This window comes from Microbacterium sp. BR1, assembly GCF_002812725.1.
Taxonomy (GTDB): Bacteria; Actinomycetota; Actinomycetes; order Actinomycetales; family Microbacteriaceae; genus Microbacterium.
In genome coordinates, this window is the sequence record NZ_NMUN01000003.1 from 176,829 (window position 1) to 196,392 (window position 19,564).

Genomic DNA, 19,564 nt, shown 5'->3' on the forward strand with positions numbered 1-19,564 from the left:
GACAGGCTCAGCGCGGCGCGGCCTCGAGCGCGGGCATCGGCTCCCACGACGCATCCCGCGCGATCTTGCGTCCATCGCGCAGGCCTCGCCACAGGTTGCTCGTCCCGCGCACGGTGTGCTCGACGAACACCAGGCGGATCAGTTCCTTCGCGAAGGTGAGGAACGTGCCGACCGCGAAGCGGACAGGCCGATGGGCGCCGTGCGCCTGGAAGTAGTGCCGCATGTGGCCGCGGTTGCGCATGATGTAGTACCGATACGCGTTGCTGGAGGCGTTCAGGTGCCGCACGCCCATGTCCCACTGGCGGATCTCGCGGGTGCGGCGCAGCACGAACTCGTCCACGATGACCGCGGTCGTCTGTCGAGATGCGAGCCAGCCGTACACCGAGTCGTCCCAGTAGATGAAGAAGCGCGGATCGGGCAGGCCGATCTTCTGCACGATGTCGCGGTGGATGAACATCCCCTCGAAGCATCCGGAGTTCATCTCGCGATAACCCGACTCGTCGAAGCCCGCGGGGGCGAACGGGATCGGGATGCCGAGGGGGATCGACAGGCGGTACTGCCAGTAGAACTCGCTGCCGTCGTAGTCGTAGCGGCGCCCCTGGATGCTCTTGAAGCGCGGCGCCCACGCGCCCATGCGGGCGAGGCCGTCGGGCAGGACCTCGACGTCGTCGTCCATGAGCCACATCCACGTCGATCCGAGGTCGTACGCGACGCGCATGCCCTCGCTGAACCCGCCGGACCCGCCCGTGTTGGTCTCGAGGCGGCGGTAGATGATCGTGGCGGGGATCTGCTCGCGGAAGGACTCGACGACCTCGGCGGTGTCATCGACCGAGGCGTTGTCGATCACGACGACACGGCCCGGGTGCGGGTCCATCCGCACGATCGACGCGAGCAGCTTCGACAGCAGCGCGGAACGGTTGTACGTCACGATCGCGATCGTCGCCGATGCGGGGTCGAACGCCTCGCGCTCGTGGACGCTGGCTTCCGTATTCGTCGTCGTGGTCATGATCGTCCCTCGAACGTGCCCTTCCAGGCGGCTTGCGAGCTCAGCTGCTCGGCATCCGCCCTGTACCGCTTCGCCAGCGAGGACCACTCGCGGCGGAGGCGGCGGTGGAGCAGAACAGTATCCATCAGGAGCCGACGGTACTGACCGCGGTCGCGCGTGTAGACGTTCTTGCCCGACCCGTCGGCGGCGCTGACCAGGGCGCTGTCGAACTGCGGAACCCGCCACCAGTGGGCGTCGCCCTTGGCGAACTCGACCTCGGGGTGTTCCACGTTCTCGGGCCGCGGCTTGTGCAGCCAATGCGCAGCGAGCGTCCGGAGCGTGAAGATACGCAGGCGCATGCCCGTCGGACTGTCGAACTCGTGCGTGCGCTTGCGTCCGAACACCTGGCGACCGCGGCGGGCGCGCATCGGAACACCGGAGTCCTTGTGGATGATCGTCTCTGGGAATTCCGCGGCGAGCTTGCGCGCCGCGGGCATCGCGGTGGCGAGTCCGGCGCGCATATGGGCCGGTCCCGAGAGGATGTCGCGCAGCGCCCGGTGGCGAAGCGTGACCGGGTAATACTGCATCATCATGAGGTGCTTCAGATCGACACGTCGGCTGTGGCGCAGGAGCGTGCCGCCCTCGGGCTGACCCGAGTGCAGCAGCGCGGCGACGATCCGATTGCGAGCGTGGAAGTACGCCTGCCAATCGAGCGAATCGTCCTTGCCGAGCCACGAAACGTGCCAGAGTGCGACGCCCGGAACCGAGACCGTCGGAAAGCCCGCCTCTCCGGCACGCAGGCAATATTCGGCATCATCCCACTTGATGAAGGCGGGCAGGGACAGCCCGACCGCTTTCAGTGTCTCGACGGGGATGAGGCACATCCACCAGCCGTTGTAGTCGGCGTCGAGCCGCGCGTGCAGCTCGGGTGTCTGCCGCAGGTTCGCGACGCTGAAGTCGTGCGGCATGCGCTCCTGATTGAGCGTCCGCCACATGAACGGGGCTTCGTCGACGACTTCGGCCCAGGCATGAAGTTTCGGGCGATCCAGCAGGTCGAACATGTGCGCGCCGACGATCGTGGGAACGCTCGCGTACTGGCCGAAGACGATCGAGCGCCGGACGGACTCGGGCTCGATCCGGACGTCGTCGTCGAGGAGCTGGACGAAGCCGCTCTCGCCCGCGTCGAGCGTCTCGGACATCGCTCGGGCGAATCCGCCGGAACCGCCGAGGTTCGGCTGCCGGATGATCCGCAGCTTGTCTCCGAGTGCTTCGGCGACGCCCGGGTACGCGGCCTCGTCCTCGACGTTCACGGTGCCCTGGTCGATCACCAGGATGCGGTCGATGAACTCCAGAGCCTCGGGCGCATCCGCGAGCGCGCCGAGGGTGCCGACGCAGTAGTCGGGCTTGTTGTATGTCGTGATGCCGAGTGTGGCGCCCCCCGTGCGGATGGGAGCCTGCTCGGTCGTCCATTCCGCGCCCTCGAGCACGGCGTTCGAGTCGTCGGCCACGACATCGAACCAGATCCAGCCGCCATCGCTGTACTGGTCGAGGCGCAGATCGAACGACGAGGTGGCGTCCCCGGCCACCTCGCGCGTCTCGAGTCGCTGCCGCGCCCCCTGGCCGTTCGACCGGTAGACCAGCAGCGTCGCACGCCCCGTCGTCCGCACGGTCAGGCGGACATCGCGGACGGGCGTCCAGTGCTGCCAGTACGAAGCGGGAAAGGCGTTGAAGTAGGTCCCGAGTGAGACGCGGCGCCCAGCGAGGATTCGTGCACGACGGCGATCGAGGATGTTGCCGAGGTGCGCGCGACTCGAGACGCGCACGGGCTGCTCGTCGACGACAGACCAGGTCTCGGGGTCGGCGTACAGCGGCAGGAGGTCCGGGTCGCGATCGAGGGGGAAGACGACATGTTGCAGGACGTGAGTCACGGGCGATTTCTCCGGGAGTGGGCGGGCGCGCAGGCGTCGTGCCGACAGTGCAGCCTACCCCGCGCGATCGAGCGGTTGCTGGGGGAGCGCCGGGGGCACGTTTGTCGGCGCGGCTGATCGGATGCCATCCCGCCACGACCGGCTGAGCCCCGCACGCACGACGCAGACGACGAGCAGGAGCCACCCGAATCCGCTGAGCGTGAAGCTCTCGAACATCGAATCGACGAGCAGGGTGACCAGGATGAGCGGTGTCCAGGCGTAGAGGACGGAGCGACGCTTGCTCGCCACCAACCATGAGCGGACGACCGCGAGCGCGCACATTCCGGCGAAGAGCAGGAAACCCACCCATCCGGACTGCAGAAGCACGTCGAAGTACGCGTTCAGGGCGGTCGCGTGCGACTCGTTCGTGATGATGTTGATCGACGCGAACGGGAACTCGGACGTCGGCCACGGGCCGAACCATCCCCAGCCCTGAATCGGGCGGAAGCGCACGTAGATCAGGATCGTGTCCCAGAGCTCGGCGCGAGTCGCGAAGTCGGAACCGGCGTTCAGGAGCGCGACGATCGCATTCCGGAAGAAGTACGCGATCGTGCCGCCGAAGACGAGGAGTGCCAGCAGGGCGATCTGGAGGGTCCTTCGCTGCGCGGCGGGGGCGTGGCGGACGAGAGCCAGCGCGCCGGTGGCGAGGGCGACCGCGAGAGCGAGAACGAACACCGTCGGAGACGCGGACAGGATGGCGAGGAGCCCGCCGAGCACGAGTGAGAAGATCGCGAGGCCGCGCGGGATCGACCGGGTCCGCCACTCGATGACGAACGTGATGAGGGCGATCACCGCGACGAAGCCGAGCATGTTGCGCGTGCCGAAGATGCCCTGGACCGGACCGCCGAGGGCGATGTTGCCCTGGATGCCGAGGAATCTGATCGGTATGTCGAGCAGGATGCCGGAGAGGATCTCGAGGGCGAGCGACAGCGAGAGGAGGGCGCGGAGAGTGTCGCCGAGGGCACGCATGGTCTGCAGGGTGTCGCGAACGTGAGCGACCACGATCGCGAGAAACGCCGGTCCCGCGAGCACGAGCCAGCCGACGAGCGTTCGGGGGGGCTCCGTGCTCCACACGGCCGTTGCCAGCAGCCACACGAGGAACAGCACGAGAGTCGAGGGGACGAGGCGCATCAGCACGAGCTCGTGTCGACGGCGGACGAGTATCGCGATGCCGACGGCGCACAGCCCCGCGACGATCGTGGCGTAGGCCGTGACCCCCGCCGTCCTCTGGATCGCGAAAGACAGCGCGATGGAGCCGAAGACGGCGAGCGTGAACGCGCGCGCGAAGGCGGCGGAGTCGAGTGCGTCCCAGACCCACTCGAGCAGGGGATGCCGAGGCAACCCCGCGGGATTCGTCACGGGATGATCCGCTCGACCTGCTCGCCGCGCTCCATCGCGAGCCGGCGCTCGGTCGGGCCCTCGCCGACGAGCGGCGACTGCCCGATCTTGTGCGAGAGCATGACGACGAACAGCCAGCCCCACTCCGACAGGGGGCGGGATTCGGCCAGGCCCTGAACGAGCAGGACCGTCATGACGAGCGTGGGCAGCAGCGTGAGCGCCTGGTACGGCCGGTCGGCCGTCAGGTCCCAACGGGGACGGTCGATCGCGAAGAACCAGGCGCGCCAGATTAGGGCGACGTACGTCAGGATCAGCAGGCCGAGGCCGATGGCGCCGACCTGGAAGAAGGCGTCGAGCCACATGTCGTGTGCGTGGAACACGGTCAGATCGTTGACGACGATCCAGCCGTCGAACTCGGGCACCCACGGCAGCCATGGGGTCGAGAACCCCCAGCCCAGGACGGGATGCTCGATCGCTCGGGCCCACACGGTCTCCCAGATGTACTCGCGCCCGGTGAGGTCGCTCGACTTGCCGAGCAGCGCCAGCACCTGATCGCGACCGAACCATGCGGCGAGTGCCCCACCGACCCCTATCACGGCGTAGGCGATGTAGAACTTGGTGCGCTCGCCGGGTCGCCGGGTCGTCCGCATGAGCAGGGCGGTCGCCAGCACGATGGCCACCGCGATCACGGCCAACCAGACCGTTCCCGAGCTCGAACGCCAGAGCAGGAACGCGGACAGCGCGATCCATCCGTACAGCAGGGCCTTGCGCGGCGCGCCCGAGGCGATGCGGATGGCGAAGACGATGATCGCGAGCAGCGCGGCGATCGCGAGCAGGTGTGCGTTGCCGACGATGCCCTGGATGCGGCCCCCGTCGAACAGGTTGTTGCGTGACCAGTCCAGCTCGGTGACCATGTCGCCGTCCCACAGCAGGAAGTTCGGCAGGACCGGATGCCGCACGACGAGCGAGACCCAGAGCTCGAACAGGATCGACAGCGCCATGACCCACTTGAGGGCCGACGCGATCGCGCGCACGAGCTCGCGCCAGGTCAGTACGCTCGCGATGAAGAGTCCCTGGACCGTCGTTGCGGCCAGCAGCACCCATGTCAGGACGGTCGCATCCCGCCACGTCGACCAGATCACGGATACACCGGCCCACGCGACATACGCGAGAGGCAGCCACGGGAGCTGTCGCCAGGCGATGACGGGACGCAGCACGGCCCAGAGTGCGCCGCTGACGAGCGTCGTGACGCAGACGAGGACGACGAGGCCGACGGCGCCGAGCAGGTTGAACCAGAACGTCGTCGCGAGCGCGATGAAGAGGACGAAGATCGTGTACCCGCGCAGCATCAGGTGGCCCGTCGATTCGCGGGTGGGCGCCGCCGGAGGGGCGCCGACGGGGTGTCGCGTGTGGACGGCCATGGTGGATTCAGGGTACCCGTATCGGCGCTGCATCCCTCGGTGGGTGAGCGCGCCACACCGCGCGCGGCATGAGGACTTCGGCGCGAGAGGAGGATGCGGCGGGCTCCGGGGTCCTCGCGCCGAGCTGAACTCCTCACGTGCGTGCTCAGTCGAGGCGCGGGCCCGCCCGTCTAGGCTTGTCGCATGCTCGTGCCCCTCACCAATGTCCCGCGCAACTACGACTGGGGTTCGCGTGACGCGATCGCCCGTTTGCAGGGCCGCGAGGCATCCGGCCCGCCCGAGGCCGAGGTGTGGTTCGGGGATCATCCCGGTGCGCCCGCCCTCGTCGGCGACGGGTCGGGGCGCACGCTCGACGCCTGGATCTCCGAGGAGGGCGCGGCGCGGGGCATCACGACATCCCTGCCGTACCTGCTCAAGCTGCTCGCGGCAAAGTCGCCCCTGTCGATCCAGGCTCATCCGACCCTCGAACAGGCCCGAGCGGGTTACGAGAGCGAAGAGGCCGCGGGCGTGCCGCGCGATGCCGCGCATCGCAACTATCGCGACGCCAATCACAAGCCCGAGGTGATCGTCGCCATCGATCGGGACTTCGAGGCGCTCGCGGGCTTTCGTCCGGTCGGCGAGCTTGCAGAGATTCTGGATGCCCTGGGTGTGGAGGACCCGGATGTGCGCCACCTCCGCGACGCGCTCGATGGGACCGAAGACGATGCCCGGCGGGCGATCACCACCTTCGTCGGCGCGCTGCTGACCGGTGAAGTCGGGGGAGCGGCCGCGTTGATCGCGGCCACGGCGTCCGCGGACGCCCCGCGGTTCCGGGACGACTTCGCCGCCCTGCGTCGCATCGAAGAGGCGTATCCGGGTGATCCCGGCGTCGTCGTCGCCCTGCTCATGAACCGCATCGTGCTCGCGGAGGGTGAGGCGCTGTTCGTGCCGGCGGGCGTGCCCCACGCCTACCTGCGAGGTCTCGGGGTCGAGATCATGGCGGCGAGCGACAACGTGCTGAGGGGCGGCCTGACGCGCAAGCACGTGGATGTTCCCGAGTTGCTGAGTGTTCTCGACGCGAGTCCGGGACCCGTCGCGCTCTTGACTCCGGTAGCCGAGGCACCGGGTGTCGACGTCTTCGCTCCCCCCGTGTCGGACTTCTCGCTGGTGCGGGTGCGGCGGAACGATGCGGCCGATGGGGAGACGCCGGTCGAGCCGCTCGGAGCCGCGATCGCCCTCGCGACGCGCGGGCGTCCGACGATCATCGGATCGACCGGATCGCTCACGCTCGCGCCCGGGGAAGCCTGCCTGATCACCCCGGATGAGGCGACCGTGCGGATCGCGGGAACGGGCGAGGTCTTCCTCGCGCGGTCCGGTCGAGCGGTGTCGGGCTGAGCCGGGCGCGCCTCCGACCGTCGACACGCCCGGTCCGGCGCGTCGTGAACGTTCATCTCCGGATTGAGGGTTTACGATGCCGCGCTTGACCTGGAGCGAATGACAACGGTGTAATTAGTCCTACGCGATTGCGTGTGTGGGGGGACTAAGAGGTGGGAGACGAAATGGCGGGTACGGAATATCGTTCCGGCGTTCCCGACAACTGGTTCGTCGACCCGGTTAATTTGGGGGTTCCGGGAGTTCGACGGCCTGTCGAGGACGAAGATCCCTTGTCGTGGCAGACGGACGCGTTGTGCTCGCAGACGGATCCGGAGGCCTTCTTTCCGGAGAAGGGCGGATCCACGCGAGACGCAAAGCGTGTCTGCACGACGTGCGAGGTACGCGGCCAGTGCTTGGATTACGCACTGGCCAACGATGAGCGCTTCGGCATCTGGGGCGGGCTCTCCGAGCGCGAGCGCCGCAAGCTGAAGCGTCGGGCGGTCTGACACACGCGGCGCGTTCACCCCGGCGAAGGCGCGTCGCGCGCCTAGGCTGACGGAGTCATGCCAGCCCGTGTTCATGCTCTTCTGGTCGTGCGCGTCGATGGCGCGGACGACCAGGCGATCGGGCACCTCGAACGCACCCTAGGGGCGCTGGGCGAGGGCACCCGGCGCCCGGACGCCCTGACCCTGGTCGTCTGTGGCCGCGTCGCCCCGCGGCTGACCGAGCTCGCCTCCTCAGCCGGAGTCGAAGCCGTCATCGAGGCTCCCCGCAATACCGGCTACGCGGGTGCGGTCCGGATGGCGAGCGTCCGGCTCGGCGACGCCGACGCCATCTGGCTTCTCGCGCAGGACACGGCGCCGGATGCGGACGCGCTTCGTCTCCTCGCGGGGTCGCTCGAGCTGCAGCCTTCGGTTGCCGCGGCGGCGCCGAAACTGGTCGCGTGGGATGCCTCCGACGCGATCGTCTCGCTCGGAGTGTCGATGACCCGATACGGGCGCACCGTCGGCCTCGTGGACGGGCGACTCGACCAGGGGCAGCACGACGGGGCGGAGGACGCACTCGGCGCGGACATCCGGGGGCTGCTCGTGCGACGCGCGGTGTGGGATCTGCTGGGCGGCATCGACCCCGCCCTGCAGGGCGCCGACGAGGGGCTCGACCTGGGTATCCGCAGTCGCCTCATCGGCGGGCGGATCGCTCTCGTCCCGGCCGCGCGCATGGCGGTCGCGGGGGACGGCGTCGCGGGCGTGCCCGCACCGCGCGATGGTCGTCGCATCCGTCAGCGGGATTTCATGGCGCGAACGGCGCAGCTGCACCGACGGCTCGTCTACGCGCTCTCCGGGCTCGTGCCGCTGATCTGGTTGAGCATCCTTCCGCTCGCCGTCGCGCGGACGATCCTGCACCTCGTTCGCAAATCACCCGGCTCCGTCCCCGGCGAATGGCGCGCGAGCGCCCTGGCGTGGGCCCGCGTGGGCGGGGTCGCCCGCGCGCGCGGCAGAATCCGGGCAGCGGCCCGCGGCACGGGAATCCGGGTCCCGTGGGCGCAGCTCGCACCGCTGCGCGTGACGCGGGCGGAGCTCGTCCGTCGATTCGACGACCCGGACGACACGGCCACGGAAGCCGATGTGCGCACCGATCTGAGGTTCTTCACCGGTGGCGGCGCCTGGACGGTGCTCGCGGCGCTCGTGGTCGGAGCGATCGCCTTCTTCCCCCTGCTCGCCTGGAGCAGCGTCGAGGGTGGTGGTCTGCTGCCGTTGCAGTCCACCCTGCACGGCCTATGGGCCGATGCGGCATACGGTCGACGGGAACTCGGACTGGATGTCGTGGGTCCGGCGGACCCCTTCGCCGTGATCATGGCGATCCTGGGCAGCCTGACCCCCTGGAATCCGTCGACGGCCCTCATCGTCCTCTGGGTTCTCGCCCTCCCGCTCGCGACGCTCGGTGGCTGGTATGCCGCAACGCGCCTGACCGAGCGCTCGGGCTTGCGCATCGCGGCCGCGATCCTGTGGGCCCTCGCGCCCACCTTCCTGACGGCGCTCGTGCAGGGGCGTCCCGGAGCCGTTCTGCTCCACCTGCTGCTTCCCTGGCTGTTCTACGCCGGTGCGGTGGCGCGACGATCGTGGGGTTCGGCGGGAGTGGCGTCGTTGCTCCTCGCGGCCGCGGTGGCCTGTGCCCCCTCACTTGCCCCTGCGCTCGCCGTGCTCTGGTTCGCCGCACTGGTCACCGCGGGCCGCGGTGTTGCGCGTGTCGCGTGGCTGCCGGTACCGGCGCTCGCGATGTTCGCGCCGCTGATCTGGTTCCGCGGCATCCGCGGCGGGGACGTCTGGGGACTATTCGCGGATCCGGGACTGGTGTGGGCCGCGCCGCAGGCCACGGCGGACGTCGCGGGTCGGGCGCTCCTGGCCGCCGGATTCCCGACACCGGACCTCGCCGGGTGGACGACGTGGCTCGTCGGTTCGGGCATCGACTCCGGGGCCTCATGGTGGCTCGTGCTGCCCCTCGCTCCGCTCGCGGCTCTGGCGCTGTTGTCGCTCAGCACCCCACGCTGGCCGGTCGGCGGGACGCTCGTCGCCGTCGCGGTGGTGGGGCTCGCGTCGGCGTTCTTCGCAGCCGGATTCGTCGTGCAGTTCGCGGCGGGTGAACCCGTCGCCCTGTGGCCGGGGAACGGTCTCAGCCTCGCCTGGCTCGGCGTCGTGGGGGCGGCGGTCGTCGCTGCCGATACGCCCCTCGCGCGTCCGATCGGGGCGCTGCGTCCGTGGGCGGTCTTCGTCGCCGTGGCGGGCGTCGTCATCCTGTCGTTTCCCGCGCTCTCGGCGACGATCCAAGATCGAGCAGAGCTGCAGAACGGCCGGTCCTCCACGCTCCCCGCCTTCGTCGCCGCGGTCGGGCGCGACGATCCCGATCTCGGCACGCTCGTGCTCACACCGCTGGCCGATGGGGCCGTTTCGGCTCGCGTCGTGTGGGGTGCGAGCGAAACGCTCGGCGGCCAGACGACGCAGCTGAGCACCGCGACGGTGCCGACCGCTTCCGCGGAGCAGCTCGCGGCGCTCTCGGCCGAGCTCGTCTCGCCGAGTGTCGTCGACGTCGCCGCCGATCTCGCCGCGCAGGGCATCGGCTTCGTCCTGCTCGGAGACGGCGCGGGCACAGAGGCATCCGACGCTCTCTCGCTCCAGGCGATCGCCTCGCTGGACGCGCGCGCCGGTCTGGACGCCGTCGGTGACACCGCACGCGGCAAGCTCTGGCGGGTCGCCGACGACATCGAACTCGCACCGCGCGCGCCGCTCAGCCGCGCGGACGTCGCGATACAGCGCGTCATCGTCGCTGGTCAGGCGGGTATCGTCCTGATCGCGCTGTTGTTGGCGTTCCCGACCGCCGCCTCGCGCCGTGCCGCGAGGTCTCGTTCACGCCTGGTGGGGATGCCGACCCGGGCGGCCGGCGCGGGTACGTCCCGGCCGCGCCCGGCGCGCGTTCGTGCCGAGCGGACCGCGCGGACCGAGCGGACCGAGAACGCTGTCGCGGAGCCGACCGAGGCCGGGCACGCCGAGCCGGAGTCACCGGAATCCGAGACGACGGCGTCCGGTTCGACAGAACCCGACGCGCAGCAGCCCGAGCCCGAGCCCGAGCCCGAGCCAGAGGGCGATGGTGCTGGCGCTGGCGCTGGCGAGGAGAGCATGACCGATCGAACGCAGGACGACCGCGCGACGCGCGCGTCGGACGGAGAGGATCGCGCATGAGGGCGACGGGCTGGCTTCGGGCGCTGACGACGAGCACACGGGTGCTCATCGGGGCGTTTCTCGCGGTCGTGATCGTCGTCGTGGTGATCGCTGCGGTCGGATTCCCCGTGCCGGGACTCACGCGAGAAGCGCTGCGCATCGTCGATACTCCGACGCCCTCCGAGTCGGTGGCTGTCTGCCCGGGACCCTTGCTGGCCACCGGCCGTACGTTCGGGGCGGCCGGCGACGTCTCGGTCGCGGGCGAGGCATCCGTCGTGTCCGGGGCTCCGGAGGGGAGCCCGCGCGAGGATTCTCTGTCAGCGCGCATCGGCGAGGGTCCGCGGGTCCTCCGGCTCGAGCCGACGGGCGACGTACCCGCCGCCCTCGCGGCCGCTCAATCGTCTACGGTCGCGGACGACGACCTCTCGGGATTCGCCGCCACCGCGTGCACGTCGCCGCAGTTCGAGTCGTGGCTCGTCGGCGGCGCGACGACGACGGGCTCGTCGGACCTCGTGGTCCTGTCGAACCCCGGCGACGTTGCCGCAACCGTCCAGCTGACCGTCTACGCATCGACGGGAGCACTTGCGCCGCCGGGTGGCCGTGACGTCGTCGTCGCCGCGGGCTCGCAGGTGGTTCTGCCCCTCGCCGGTCTCGTTCTCGGCGAACTCGCGCCCGTGATCCGGGTGCAGGCCGAGGGCGCGGCCGTCGTCGCGCACCTGCAGACGAGCCGGACGCAGACGCTTCAGCCTGTCGGGCTCGACGTCACCGGACCCACGTCCGCGCCGACCGAGCATCAGAGGATCGTGGGCCTCGTCACACCGAACCCGGGCGAGGGGGCTGCGAGCAACGTCGCCACGGCCTCGGTACGGTTGCTGGCTCCGAGTCAAGCGGTCTCGGCAAAGATCAGCGTCTTCGCCATGGGCGCCACCCAGCCGGTCGGTCAGCCCGTCGACGTCCCGCTGAGCGCGGGAGTCCCGCTCGAGATCGATCTGCCGGGGCTCTCGGCCGGCACGTACACGATCGAGGTGACCGCGTCGTCCCCGATCGTCGCCGCCGGATGGAGCTCGACCGCGGCCGACGGCGTCCGCGACAACGCCTGGATCGCGGCCTCGCCGGCCCTGGATGAGCCTTCGTTCGTCGCGGTCGCACCCGCTCCGGCCGGGGCGTCTCCCACGTTCCGCGTTGCTGCCGACGATGAGCCCGCGCGGGTCACCCTCACCCCGCTGGACGGGGGCGCACCGATCGAGGTCTCGCTCGAGGCGGGTGTGTCGCAGTCGTTTACGGTCGCGTCCGGGGTGTGGCGTGTCGAGGCATCCGACACCGTCTTCGCGTCGATCGGTTACGCGGGTCCGGCTGCGCTCGCCGGATACCCCGTTTCCGCGTCGGCGCAAGCGTCGGCAGCTGTCGTCGTCGTTCCGTGAGGCATCGCGTTCGCTAGGGCGTCGTCGCCTGAGGCGCCGTGCCGAGGTGCGGGGCGCCGACTCCCGACGCGTTCAGAAGTAGCGGAAGCGTTCGGGCCCGAGGTCCCAGGGGTCGCGGTCGAGATACTCGGCGGCTGCGCGAAAGACGGTGCCCTCGATCATCATGCGCCGGTGGAGTTCGTCATCCCGATGCGTCCGCGCGAGTCGCTCGATCGGCACGCGGAAGAGGACGATCCGGTTCGCCTCGCGATCGATATGCCACCGGGGGATTCCGTCTTCGTGCGGCTCCGTCGGCATGTGGCCGATCTGGAACTCGACATCGCGCAGTTCGGGCCACGCCGAGCGGAGGAAATCGGATGCCGCGCCCACGGCGATGTCGAAGCGCTCGAATCGCGTATCGAGGGGGCCGATCGGTGGTCGGACGACGGCGCTGCGCCCCTGTCGGCCGTGCCGACCGTGTCGGTCCGGGCGCGGTGTGGGATCGACGCCGCGCGTGGACTTGCCTCGCCGAGCGATCATGCCTCGATCTTAGGCCGATGCCCGCGGCCCCGTTCGAGCGGTCGTCGGGAACGTGAGTGCCGGCGGCGCATCGCCGGTCACGTATCGCCGGGCACCGCGCGCCGCGGTTGCGGTGTCGGGAGGTGCGGCTACGCTGACCCCGATGCACGCAAGACTCTGCTCGAAAGTGGGCTGCGCCCGCGAGGCCATCTCGACGCTGACCTACGACTACGGCGACCAGATGGCCGCCCTCGGCCCGCTCGGCGTCGCCGCAGACCCGCACGCCCACGACCTGTGCGCGATTCACACCGAGCGCATGTCCGTGCCCAAGGGATGGGTCGTCGTCCGTCACGAGACGCTCCGCGCCTGACACCTGCGGTTGTTCCAGTTCATCACGGGCTGGATCGCCGGTTTCGGGTGATCGAGGCGGGCCGGTGCTCAGGCTCGCCCGGATAGGCATCGGTGGATGTGAGAACTCTCATCTTTTCGGGGCTTTCTCAGCGTGATTCAGGGCCATTTCGGGACTCGGATGTCGGTGGCTATCCGTAGAGTTTCGAACATGCATTCGAATGTTCGCGACGCATCCGGTGACGATGTCGATGTCGCCGCGCGTGATCTCGCGGTGCGGTTCGCGGAGGCGTCGCGGGCGGTGGCGCGGGCGCAGGCGGCGCAGGCGCGGGTGTTGGCGGATGCGGCGGACCTCGGGATGCGGCGGGTTGCCGAGTTGGTGTCGACGTCGTCGCGTGAGGCGGAGTTGCCGGTGCGGGCGTTGGCGGCGGAGTTGGGTGCTGCGGCGAACATGTCGGACCGGACCGTGCAACGCCGGATGAACGACGCCGCGACCCTGGCTGAGGCGTTCCCGGCGACGTTCGAGGCCTGGGACGCGGGACGGGTCAGTGCAGGGCATGTCGCGGTGATCGTGGAGCACGGACTGCCGCTCACGGATGCGGAGGCGCGGTCGGAGTTCGAGGCGGATGCGTTGGCTCGCGCGGAGGGGACCACGCCGGGACGACTGGGAACGGCATTGGCTCGACTCGCGGAGTCGTTGCAGCCCCGGTCATTGACGGAGGGTCACCGGGAGGCGCGGGCATCGCGGGGTGCGTGTGTGCGGGACCTCGGCGACGGCATGGCGGAATTCAGCACCATCCAACCCGCGGTGTTGGCGCATGCGATGCACGACCGGATCACCCAGCAAGCGCGGGCGATCAAGAACACCGACCCGAGTGATGCGCGCACCGTCGATCAGATCCGTGCGGACCTGGTCGCGGACATGCTCCTCACCACCACCCCGGACGCCGGGTCGGGGGCGGGAATGTCAGACGGATTCGGCGGGTTGGGGGCGATCCAGGCGATCGTGAACGTCACGGTTCCTGCCCTGGCGTTGGCCGGGGTGACGGATGAGCCCGCGGAACTGGCGGGGCGCTACCCGATCGACCCCGTGACCGCCCGCGCTCTTGCCGGGCACGCGACCGGGTGGGACCGGGTTCTCGCGGACCCGATCACCGGGTGTGTTCTTGCCGTGGACCGGTACACGCCCTCGGCGGATATGAAACGGTTTCTGCGCGCGCGGGATCAGCACTGCCGGTTCCCCGGCTGCCGGCAACCCGCACACCGGTGCGACCGCGACCACACCCACGACTACGCCCTCGGCGGTGACACCCGCACCTGCAACCTCGCGTGCCTCTGGAAGAGACACCACACCCTGAAAGGCGAAACGGGCTGGACCGTCCGCCAACTCGGCGGCGGGGTCCTCGAATGGACGTCGCCGGGTGGGCACGTCTACATCGACAGACCGCCACCCGCCGTCCACTTCACACCCAACACCGACCCACCACCCTTCTAAGGCATGGACTCGACGCATGGTCGGTCGCTGATCTCGTCGACGTGACCCGTTGTGCGTGCCTGGTCGCTGAGCTTGTCGGGGTGACCCGTTGTGCGTGCCTGGTCGCTGAGCTTGTCGGGGTGACCCGTTGTACGTGCCCGGTCACTGAGGCTGTCGACGTGACCAGCGCCGCCGCGACACGAGTCAGCGGCGGGGAAAGCCGAAGGGGACGCGCTCGAGGATCGGTGCGAGCTCTCGCATCCGGTTCTCTTGCGCGGCGAGTGCGCGTAGCTCGCGGTCGCGACGGGCGGCAGCTATACCGAAGAGGGCCGTGAGAGGGTCGGCGAGGGGCATCGGGAAGACGAATGCGGACACCTCGTCACGGAGTTCGGCGGCGATGCGGTCGCGCGCGGCGGGCGCGAGTCGCGGCGCCTGTGCGAGGAACTGGGCGAGGCGGCGCGAGACGCGATCCGGCAGTCGTGCCACATCGACGACGGTGGCCCACTGTTCCAGCCCGGGCGGAACCGGCGGGAGCGGCGGTGGGAGCGGCGCGACACGAGTGTGTTGCGAATATGTCCCGGCGAGCAGATCGCCCAGGCGCTGCGAGCGTGGGGTGAACGCTCCTGCGAGAACGGCGATCACACCGACCGTGAAGTAGATCTCGAGCACGCCGACGAGAGCCCGGATCAGGGCCTGACGGAATCCGGATGCCCCGCCATCCGATCGCACGATGCGCGTTCCGACCGCCAGTCGACCGAGACTCCTTCCGCGCGTCGTCGTCTCGACGACGGTGGGCAATACGACCAACACGAGAACGAGCGCGACGATCAGCGTCATCTGCTGGGCGCCCGCGGGCAGGAGCGGTCCGAGCGGGCCCGTGATGATCAGCAGGGCCGCGAGCATCAACACCAGCGACAACAGGATGTCGATCACCGCGCCGACCGCCCGAAGCAGCACGCCGGTGGGTTGCACGTCGAGGGCGACGGCCTCGCCGGTGAGGACCTCGTCCTCGCCCAGATGAATGGCCAGATGGGTGGCCTCGGGAGAGGAGCGCGAGGTCATGCGGGTAGTTTAGGCGCGTGGACCTCGACGCGCTGGCGACCGCACGGGCAGCCGAATGGCAACGGCTCGCCGAGCTGTCGTCGCGTCGAAGGCTCACGGGTGCCGAGGCCGACGAACTAGTCGCGCGCTATCAGTCCGCCTCGGCGGACCTCGCCGAGATCAAGTCCACGGCGGGGCGGGCGCCCCAGGGCGATGTCCTTTCGACGCTGCTCGCCGCGGCCCGGCTTCGGTTGACCCGCGCCAGCGCGAATCCGCTGCGCGCCCTGCCACGCTTCTTCGCGCTGCAACTGCCCGCAGCGCTCTACCGGGTGCGCTGGACGACACTCGTGATCGCCGCGGTCTTTGTCGCGGTCGTCGTGATCGTCGCCGCCTGGGTGGTGAGCGATCCCGCGCTGGTCGCGGTACTGGGGGACCGCGCGGATCTGCAGTACTACGCCGACGAGGAGTTCACGAGCTACTACTCCGAGAACCCGGCGGCCGTCTTCGCGGGAGCCGTGTGGACGAACAACGCCTGGATCGCGGCGCAATGCGTCCTGTTCGGGATCACCGGCTTCTGGCCCGTCATGGTCTTGATCCAGAACGCCGTCGGCGTCGGTACGGCCGCCGCCGTCATGTTCGCGTTCGACCGCGGCGACGTCTTCGTGCTGTTCATCCTTCCCCACGGTCTGCTCGAACTGACGTGCATCTTCGTGGCGGGAGCCGCCGGCCTCCACATCTTCTGGGCATGGGTCGCACCCGGGCCGAGGACGCGTCTGGAGGCGCTCGCGGTCGCGGGCCGGTCACTTGCCACCATCGCGATCGGCATGCTGCTGGCGCTGCTCGTGTCGGGCATCATCGAGGGCTTCGTGACGGCGCAGCCGTGGCCGTGGCCCGTCAAGATCGGCATCGGAGCGGCAGCTCTCGCCGGATTCCTGTTCTACATGCTCTTCGTGGGCGGTCGGGCGTCGCGTGCGGGCGAGACCGGAGATCTGACGGAGTCCGAGGCGGGCACGCCGACGCTCGTCTCGGGCTGAGTCGCACCCACTCATCGGATCCCCCCGTTCGTCGTTGCGTCGCCTGTTATTCACGGCTGCTTGTTTTGAGGTGATCAAAACTGGGGTCTAGGCTAAGGGAATGAGTTCCGCGACTGTCCATTCCCCCGGGTTGGATGCGGCCGATCTCATCCGACGGGCCGGGCTGCGGGTGACGGAGCCCCGTCGCGCGGTCGTCGAGGCCCTCCGCGTCAGCCCTCACGCGAGCGCCGAGACGGTGTTCCGCCTCGTGGCGGCGTCGGTTCCCCAGACCAGCCTGCAGTCGGTCTACAACGCGCTCGGCGACTTCGCGGACGCGGGCCTGGTGCGCCGGATCGAGCCCGCAGGTCGGCCCGGACTGTTCGAGCTCCGCGTCGCCGACAACCACCACCACGTCATCTGCACGGGATGCGGGGCGGTCGCCGATGTGGATTGCGCCGTCGGCGAAGCACCCTGCCTCACTCCCTCCGAAACACACGGCTTCGCGGTCCACGCGGCCGAGGTGACGTACTGGGGCACGTGTCCCGACTGCACGGCCGCTGCGATCGCCGCGGCATCCGCGACCCCCTGAACCCCACAACGAATCCCGAGGAAGGAAGACCATGAGCGACATCGACGACACCACCACCGGTATCGGCAACGATCCCACCGGTACGGATCAGTCCGTCACCGACATCGACACGCCCGTAGACGAGCGCGAGGACGGTGAGACGCGTCCGAGCCCGAACCCGGACGATGCCAGCTGCCCCGTCATCCACGGTCAGTCGCAGGCTCGACCCGACCGGGCACAGCCGCACCCGACGACGGGTTCTGCCAACCGCGTGTGGTGGCCGAACCAGCTGAACCTGAAGATCCTCGCGAAGAACCAGCCCGCGCGCGACCCGCTCGGTGCTGACTTCGACTACCGGGCGGCGTTCGCCTCGCTCGACCTCGCCGCGGTCAAGGCCGACATCGCCGAGACCCTCACCACGAGCCAGCCCTGGTGGCCCGCCGACTTCGGTAACTACGGACCCCTGATGATCCGCATGGCGTGGCACTCGGCGGGCACGTATCGGGTGACGGACGGCCGCGGCGGTGGTGGCACCGGGCAGCAGCGCTTCGCGCCCCTGAACAGCTGGCCCGACAACGTCAGCCTCGACAAGGCGCGCCGCATCCTGTGGCCCGTCAAGAAGAAGTACGGCCAGAGCCTCTCGTGGGGCGACCTGATGATCCTCGCGGGCAACGTCTCGCTCGAGACCATGGGTTTCAAGACGTTCGGCTACGCCGGCGGGCGCCCGGATGTCTGGGAGCCGGACGACGACGTGTACTGGGGTCCCGAGACGACCTGGCTCGCCGACGAGCGCTACGAGGGTGACCGCGAGCTCGAGAAGCCGCTCGCTGCCGTGCAGATGGGCCTCATCTACGTCAACCCCGAGGGCCCCAACGGCAACCCCGACCCGCTCGCCTCGGCCCGTGACATCCGCGAGACGTTCGGCCGTATGGCGATGAACGACGAAGAGACCGTCGCGCTCATCGCGGGCGGCCACACCTTCGGCAAGACCCACGGCGCGGCCCCCGACACCAACGTCGAGGCGAACCCCGAGGCCGCCGGTCTGGAGCAGCAGGGCCTGGGCTGGAAGAACAACTTCGGCACGGGCAAGGGCGACGACACCATCACGTCGGGTCTCGAGGTCACCTGGACGTATCACCCGACGCGCTGGGACAACGAGTTCTTCCACATCCTGTTCGCCTACGAGTGGGAGCTCATGAAGAGCCCGGGCGGCGGACACCAGTGGCGTCCCATCAACGGCGGCGGCGCCGACATGGTGCCGCTCGCCCATGACCCGTCGAAGCGCCGCGAGCCGCGCATGCTGACGAGCGACCTCGCCCTGCGCGTGGACCCGGACTACGAGAAGATCTCGCGCCGGTTCCTCGAGGACCCGGATGCCTTCGCCGACGCGTTCGCGCGTGCCTGGTTCAAGTTGACCCACCGCGACATGGGACCCATCGCCCGCTACCTCGGCCCCGAGGTCCCGGCCGAGGAGCTCATCTGGCAGGACCCGGTACCCGCCGTCGACCACGAGCTGATCGACGAGGCAGACGCCGCGGCGCTGAAGGCGCAGATCTTGGCGACCGGCCTGACGGTCGCCGAGCTCGTCGCGACGACCTGGGCCTCGGCATCGACGTTCCGCGGCAGCGACAAGCGGGGTGGCGCCAACGGTGCGCGCGTCCGCCTCGCGCCGCAGAAGGACTGGGCCGTCAACAAGCCCGAGCAGCTGGCCCGCGTGCTGGGTGTGCTCGAGGGCGTGCAGGCATCCTTCAACGAAGGCCGCACCGACGGCAAGAAGGTCTCGCTCGCCGACCTGATCGTGCTCGCGGGCAACGCGGGCGTCGAGAAGGCGGCCGAGGATGCCGGCGTCAGTGCACGGGTGCCGTTCCACCCGGGACGCACCGACGCGACGCAGGAGCAGACGGACGCCGATTCGTTCGCCTACCTCGAGCCCACCGCCGACGGCTTCCGCAACTATCAGGGTCCGCTCGCGCCGATGCCGGCCGAGTACCACCTGATCGACCGCGCGAACCTGCTCACCCTCACGGCTCCCGAGATGACCGTGCTGGTCGGCGGGCTCCGGGTGCTGGGTGCGAACTGGGACGACTCGGCGTACGGCGTGTTCACCGACCGTCCCGGCGTGCTGACGAACGATTTCTTCGCCAACCTGCTCGACCTCGGCACGACATGGAAGCCGCTCGACCCGGGCTCGCACGCCTTCGAGGGTCGTGTCGATGGGACGGACGAGCTGTTCGGCCGCGGCACGCGCGTCGACCTGCTGTTCGGTTCGAACTCCGAGCTGCGCGCCCTGGCCGAGGTGTACGCCTCGGACGACGCACACGAGAAGTTCGTCCGCGATTTCGTCGCCGCGTGGGGCAAGGTCACCGAGCTCGATCGCTTCGACCTGGCCTGACCCGCGACTGACGCAGAAGAGCGGCCCGTCCC

Annotated in this window: 15 protein-coding genes; 9 read left to right on the forward strand and 6 right to left on the reverse strand. The window is 69.6% G+C overall.

Annotated elements, in window-relative coordinates; all coding sequences use genetic code 11:
* Positions 1–7 precede the first annotated feature (7 nt).
* The 4 genes from CGU35_RS03520 to CGU35_RS03535 are packed head-to-tail and all read right to left on the reverse strand — an operon-like array spanning position 8 to position 5,711.
* Positions 8–1,006: a glycosyltransferase gene (locus tag CGU35_RS03520; protein WP_100810240.1), complete on the reverse strand. Its 999-nt coding sequence runs from the start codon at positions 1,004–1,006 to the stop codon at positions 8–10.
* Positions 1,003–2,913, reverse strand: coding sequence for a glycosyltransferase (locus CGU35_RS03525; protein ID WP_100810241.1), 1,911 nt, complete (start codon positions 2,911–2,913; stop codon positions 1,003–1,005). Before CGU35_RS03525 ends, CGU35_RS03520 begins: the two co-directional genes overlap by 4 nt.
* A gap of 54 nt (positions 2,914–2,967) precedes the next feature.
* Entirely contained in the window at positions 2,968–4,311 is a 1,344-nt protein-coding gene (locus tag CGU35_RS03530) for an O-antigen ligase family protein (RefSeq protein ID WP_232711129.1), read from the reverse strand.
* The gene (locus CGU35_RS03535) at positions 4,308–5,711 is read right to left on the reverse strand and encodes an O-antigen ligase family protein (RefSeq protein ID WP_100810242.1); all 1,404 of its coding nucleotides are present in this window, start codon (positions 5,709–5,711) and stop codon (positions 4,308–4,310) included. The genes CGU35_RS03530 and CGU35_RS03535 overlap by 4 nt, the downstream gene beginning before the upstream one ends.
* 183 nt (positions 5,712–5,894) lie before the next feature.
* On the opposite strand from CGU35_RS03535, the gene manA reads away from it, so the two are divergent.
* The 4 genes from manA to CGU35_RS03555 all read left to right on the forward strand — a co-directional run bounded on the left by manA (position 5,895) and on the right by CGU35_RS03555 (position 12,198).
* Complete coding sequence (gene manA / locus CGU35_RS03540; RefSeq protein ID WP_100810243.1) at positions 5,895–7,085, forward strand: mannose-6-phosphate isomerase, class I; 1,191 nt, start codon at positions 5,895–5,897, stop codon at positions 7,083–7,085.
* A 164-nt stretch (positions 7,086–7,249) separates the two neighbouring features.
* A complete protein-coding gene (locus CGU35_RS03545) occupies positions 7,250–7,570 on the forward strand; it encodes a WhiB family transcriptional regulator (RefSeq protein ID WP_081766244.1) in 321 nt (106 codons plus the stop codon).
* 57 nt (positions 7,571–7,627) lie between these two features.
* Positions 7,628–10,798, forward strand: coding sequence for a glycosyltransferase family 2 protein (locus CGU35_RS03550; RefSeq protein ID WP_198519509.1), 3,171 nt, complete (start codon positions 7,628–7,630; stop codon positions 10,796–10,798).
* Entirely contained in the window at positions 10,795–12,198 is a 1,404-nt protein-coding gene (locus CGU35_RS03555; protein WP_100810244.1) for a DUF5719 family protein, read from the forward strand. The genes CGU35_RS03550 and CGU35_RS03555 overlap by 4 nt, the downstream gene beginning before the upstream one ends.
* Positions 12,199–12,270: 72 nt before the next feature.
* On the opposite strand, the gene CGU35_RS03560 is transcribed toward CGU35_RS03555, so the two are convergent.
* Positions 12,271–12,717, reverse strand: a complete 447-nt coding sequence (locus CGU35_RS03560) for a metallopeptidase family protein (RefSeq protein WP_232711130.1) — start codon at positions 12,715–12,717, stop codon at positions 12,271–12,273.
* Positions 12,718–12,859: 142 nt separating this feature from the next.
* Between CGU35_RS03560 and CGU35_RS03565 the strand changes: the two genes are divergently transcribed.
* Positions 12,860–13,066: a DUF3499 family protein gene (locus CGU35_RS03565; protein ID WP_100810361.1), complete on the forward strand. Its 207-nt coding sequence runs from the start codon at positions 12,860–12,862 to the stop codon at positions 13,064–13,066.
* Between the two features lie 189 nt (positions 13,067–13,255).
* Positions 13,256–14,539 carry an HNH endonuclease signature motif containing protein gene (locus CGU35_RS03570; protein ID WP_157813883.1) on the forward strand — a complete coding sequence of 428 codons (1,284 nt, stop codon included), beginning with the start codon at positions 13,256–13,258 and terminating at the stop codon, positions 14,537–14,539.
* 183 nt (positions 14,540–14,722) lie between these two features.
* Here the strand turns inward: CGU35_RS03570 and CGU35_RS03575 are convergent, their stop codons facing one another.
* Positions 14,723–15,580 (reverse strand): RDD family protein, encoded by an 858-nt coding sequence (locus CGU35_RS03575; protein WP_100810246.1) that lies wholly within the window; start codon positions 15,578–15,580, stop codon positions 14,723–14,725.
* A 17-nt stretch (positions 15,581–15,597) separates the two neighbouring features.
* Here CGU35_RS03575 and CGU35_RS03580 point away from each other — a divergent pair, with 17 nt between their 5' ends.
* The 3 genes from CGU35_RS03580 (at position 15,598) to katG (ending at position 19,532) form a co-directional block, all read left to right on the forward strand.
* The gene (locus CGU35_RS03580) at positions 15,598–16,593 is read left to right on the forward strand and encodes a stage II sporulation protein M (RefSeq protein ID WP_100810247.1); all 996 of its coding nucleotides are present in this window, start codon (positions 15,598–15,600) and stop codon (positions 16,591–16,593) included.
* A 100-nt stretch (positions 16,594–16,693) separates the two neighbouring features.
* On the forward strand, positions 16,694–17,161 hold the full coding sequence (locus CGU35_RS03585; RefSeq protein WP_100810248.1) for a Fur family transcriptional regulator: 468 nt from the start codon (positions 16,694–16,696) through the stop codon (positions 17,159–17,161).
* A 31-nt stretch (positions 17,162–17,192) separates the two neighbouring features.
* A complete protein-coding gene (katG, locus tag CGU35_RS03590; protein ID WP_100810249.1) occupies positions 17,193–19,532 on the forward strand; it encodes a catalase/peroxidase HPI in 2,340 nt (779 codons plus the stop codon).
* The last annotated feature ends 32 nt before the right edge of the window (positions 19,533–19,564 follow it).

Excerpts from the sequence above, each read along its gene's own strand:
- CGU35_RS03520 (WP_100810240.1), bottom strand. The coding sequence starts at position 1,006 with ATGACCACGACGACGAATACGGAAGCCAGCGTCCACGAGCGCGAGGCG.
- CGU35_RS03535 (WP_100810242.1), bottom strand. The coding sequence starts at position 5,711 with ATGGCCGTCCACACGCGACACCCCGTCGGCGCCCCTCCGGCGGCGCCC.
- manA (WP_100810243.1), top strand. The coding sequence starts at position 5,895 with ATGCTCGTGCCCCTCACCAATGTCCCGCGCAACTACGACTGGGGTTCG.
- CGU35_RS03545 (WP_081766244.1), top strand. The coding sequence starts at position 7,250 with ATGGCGGGTACGGAATATCGTTCCGGCGTTCCCGACAACTGGTTCGTC.
- CGU35_RS03550 (WP_198519509.1), top strand. The coding sequence starts at position 7,628 with ATGCCAGCCCGTGTTCATGCTCTTCTGGTCGTGCGCGTCGATGGCGCG.
- CGU35_RS03555 (WP_100810244.1), top strand. The coding sequence starts at position 10,795 with ATGAGGGCGACGGGCTGGCTTCGGGCGCTGACGACGAGCACACGGGTG.
- CGU35_RS03560 (WP_232711130.1), bottom strand. The coding sequence starts at position 12,717 with ATGATCGCTCGGCGAGGCAAGTCCACGCGCGGCGTCGATCCCACACCG.
- CGU35_RS03565 (WP_100810361.1), top strand. The coding sequence starts at position 12,860 with ATGCACGCAAGACTCTGCTCGAAAGTGGGCTGCGCCCGCGAGGCCATC.
- CGU35_RS03570 (WP_157813883.1), top strand. The coding sequence starts at position 13,256 with ATGCATTCGAATGTTCGCGACGCATCCGGTGACGATGTCGATGTCGCC.
- CGU35_RS03575 (WP_100810246.1), bottom strand. The coding sequence starts at position 15,580 with ATGACCTCGCGCTCCTCTCCCGAGGCCACCCATCTGGCCATTCATCTG.
- CGU35_RS03585 (WP_100810248.1), top strand. The coding sequence starts at position 16,694 with ATGAGTTCCGCGACTGTCCATTCCCCCGGGTTGGATGCGGCCGATCTC.
- katG (WP_100810249.1), top strand. The coding sequence starts at position 17,193 with ATGAGCGACATCGACGACACCACCACCGGTATCGGCAACGATCCCACC.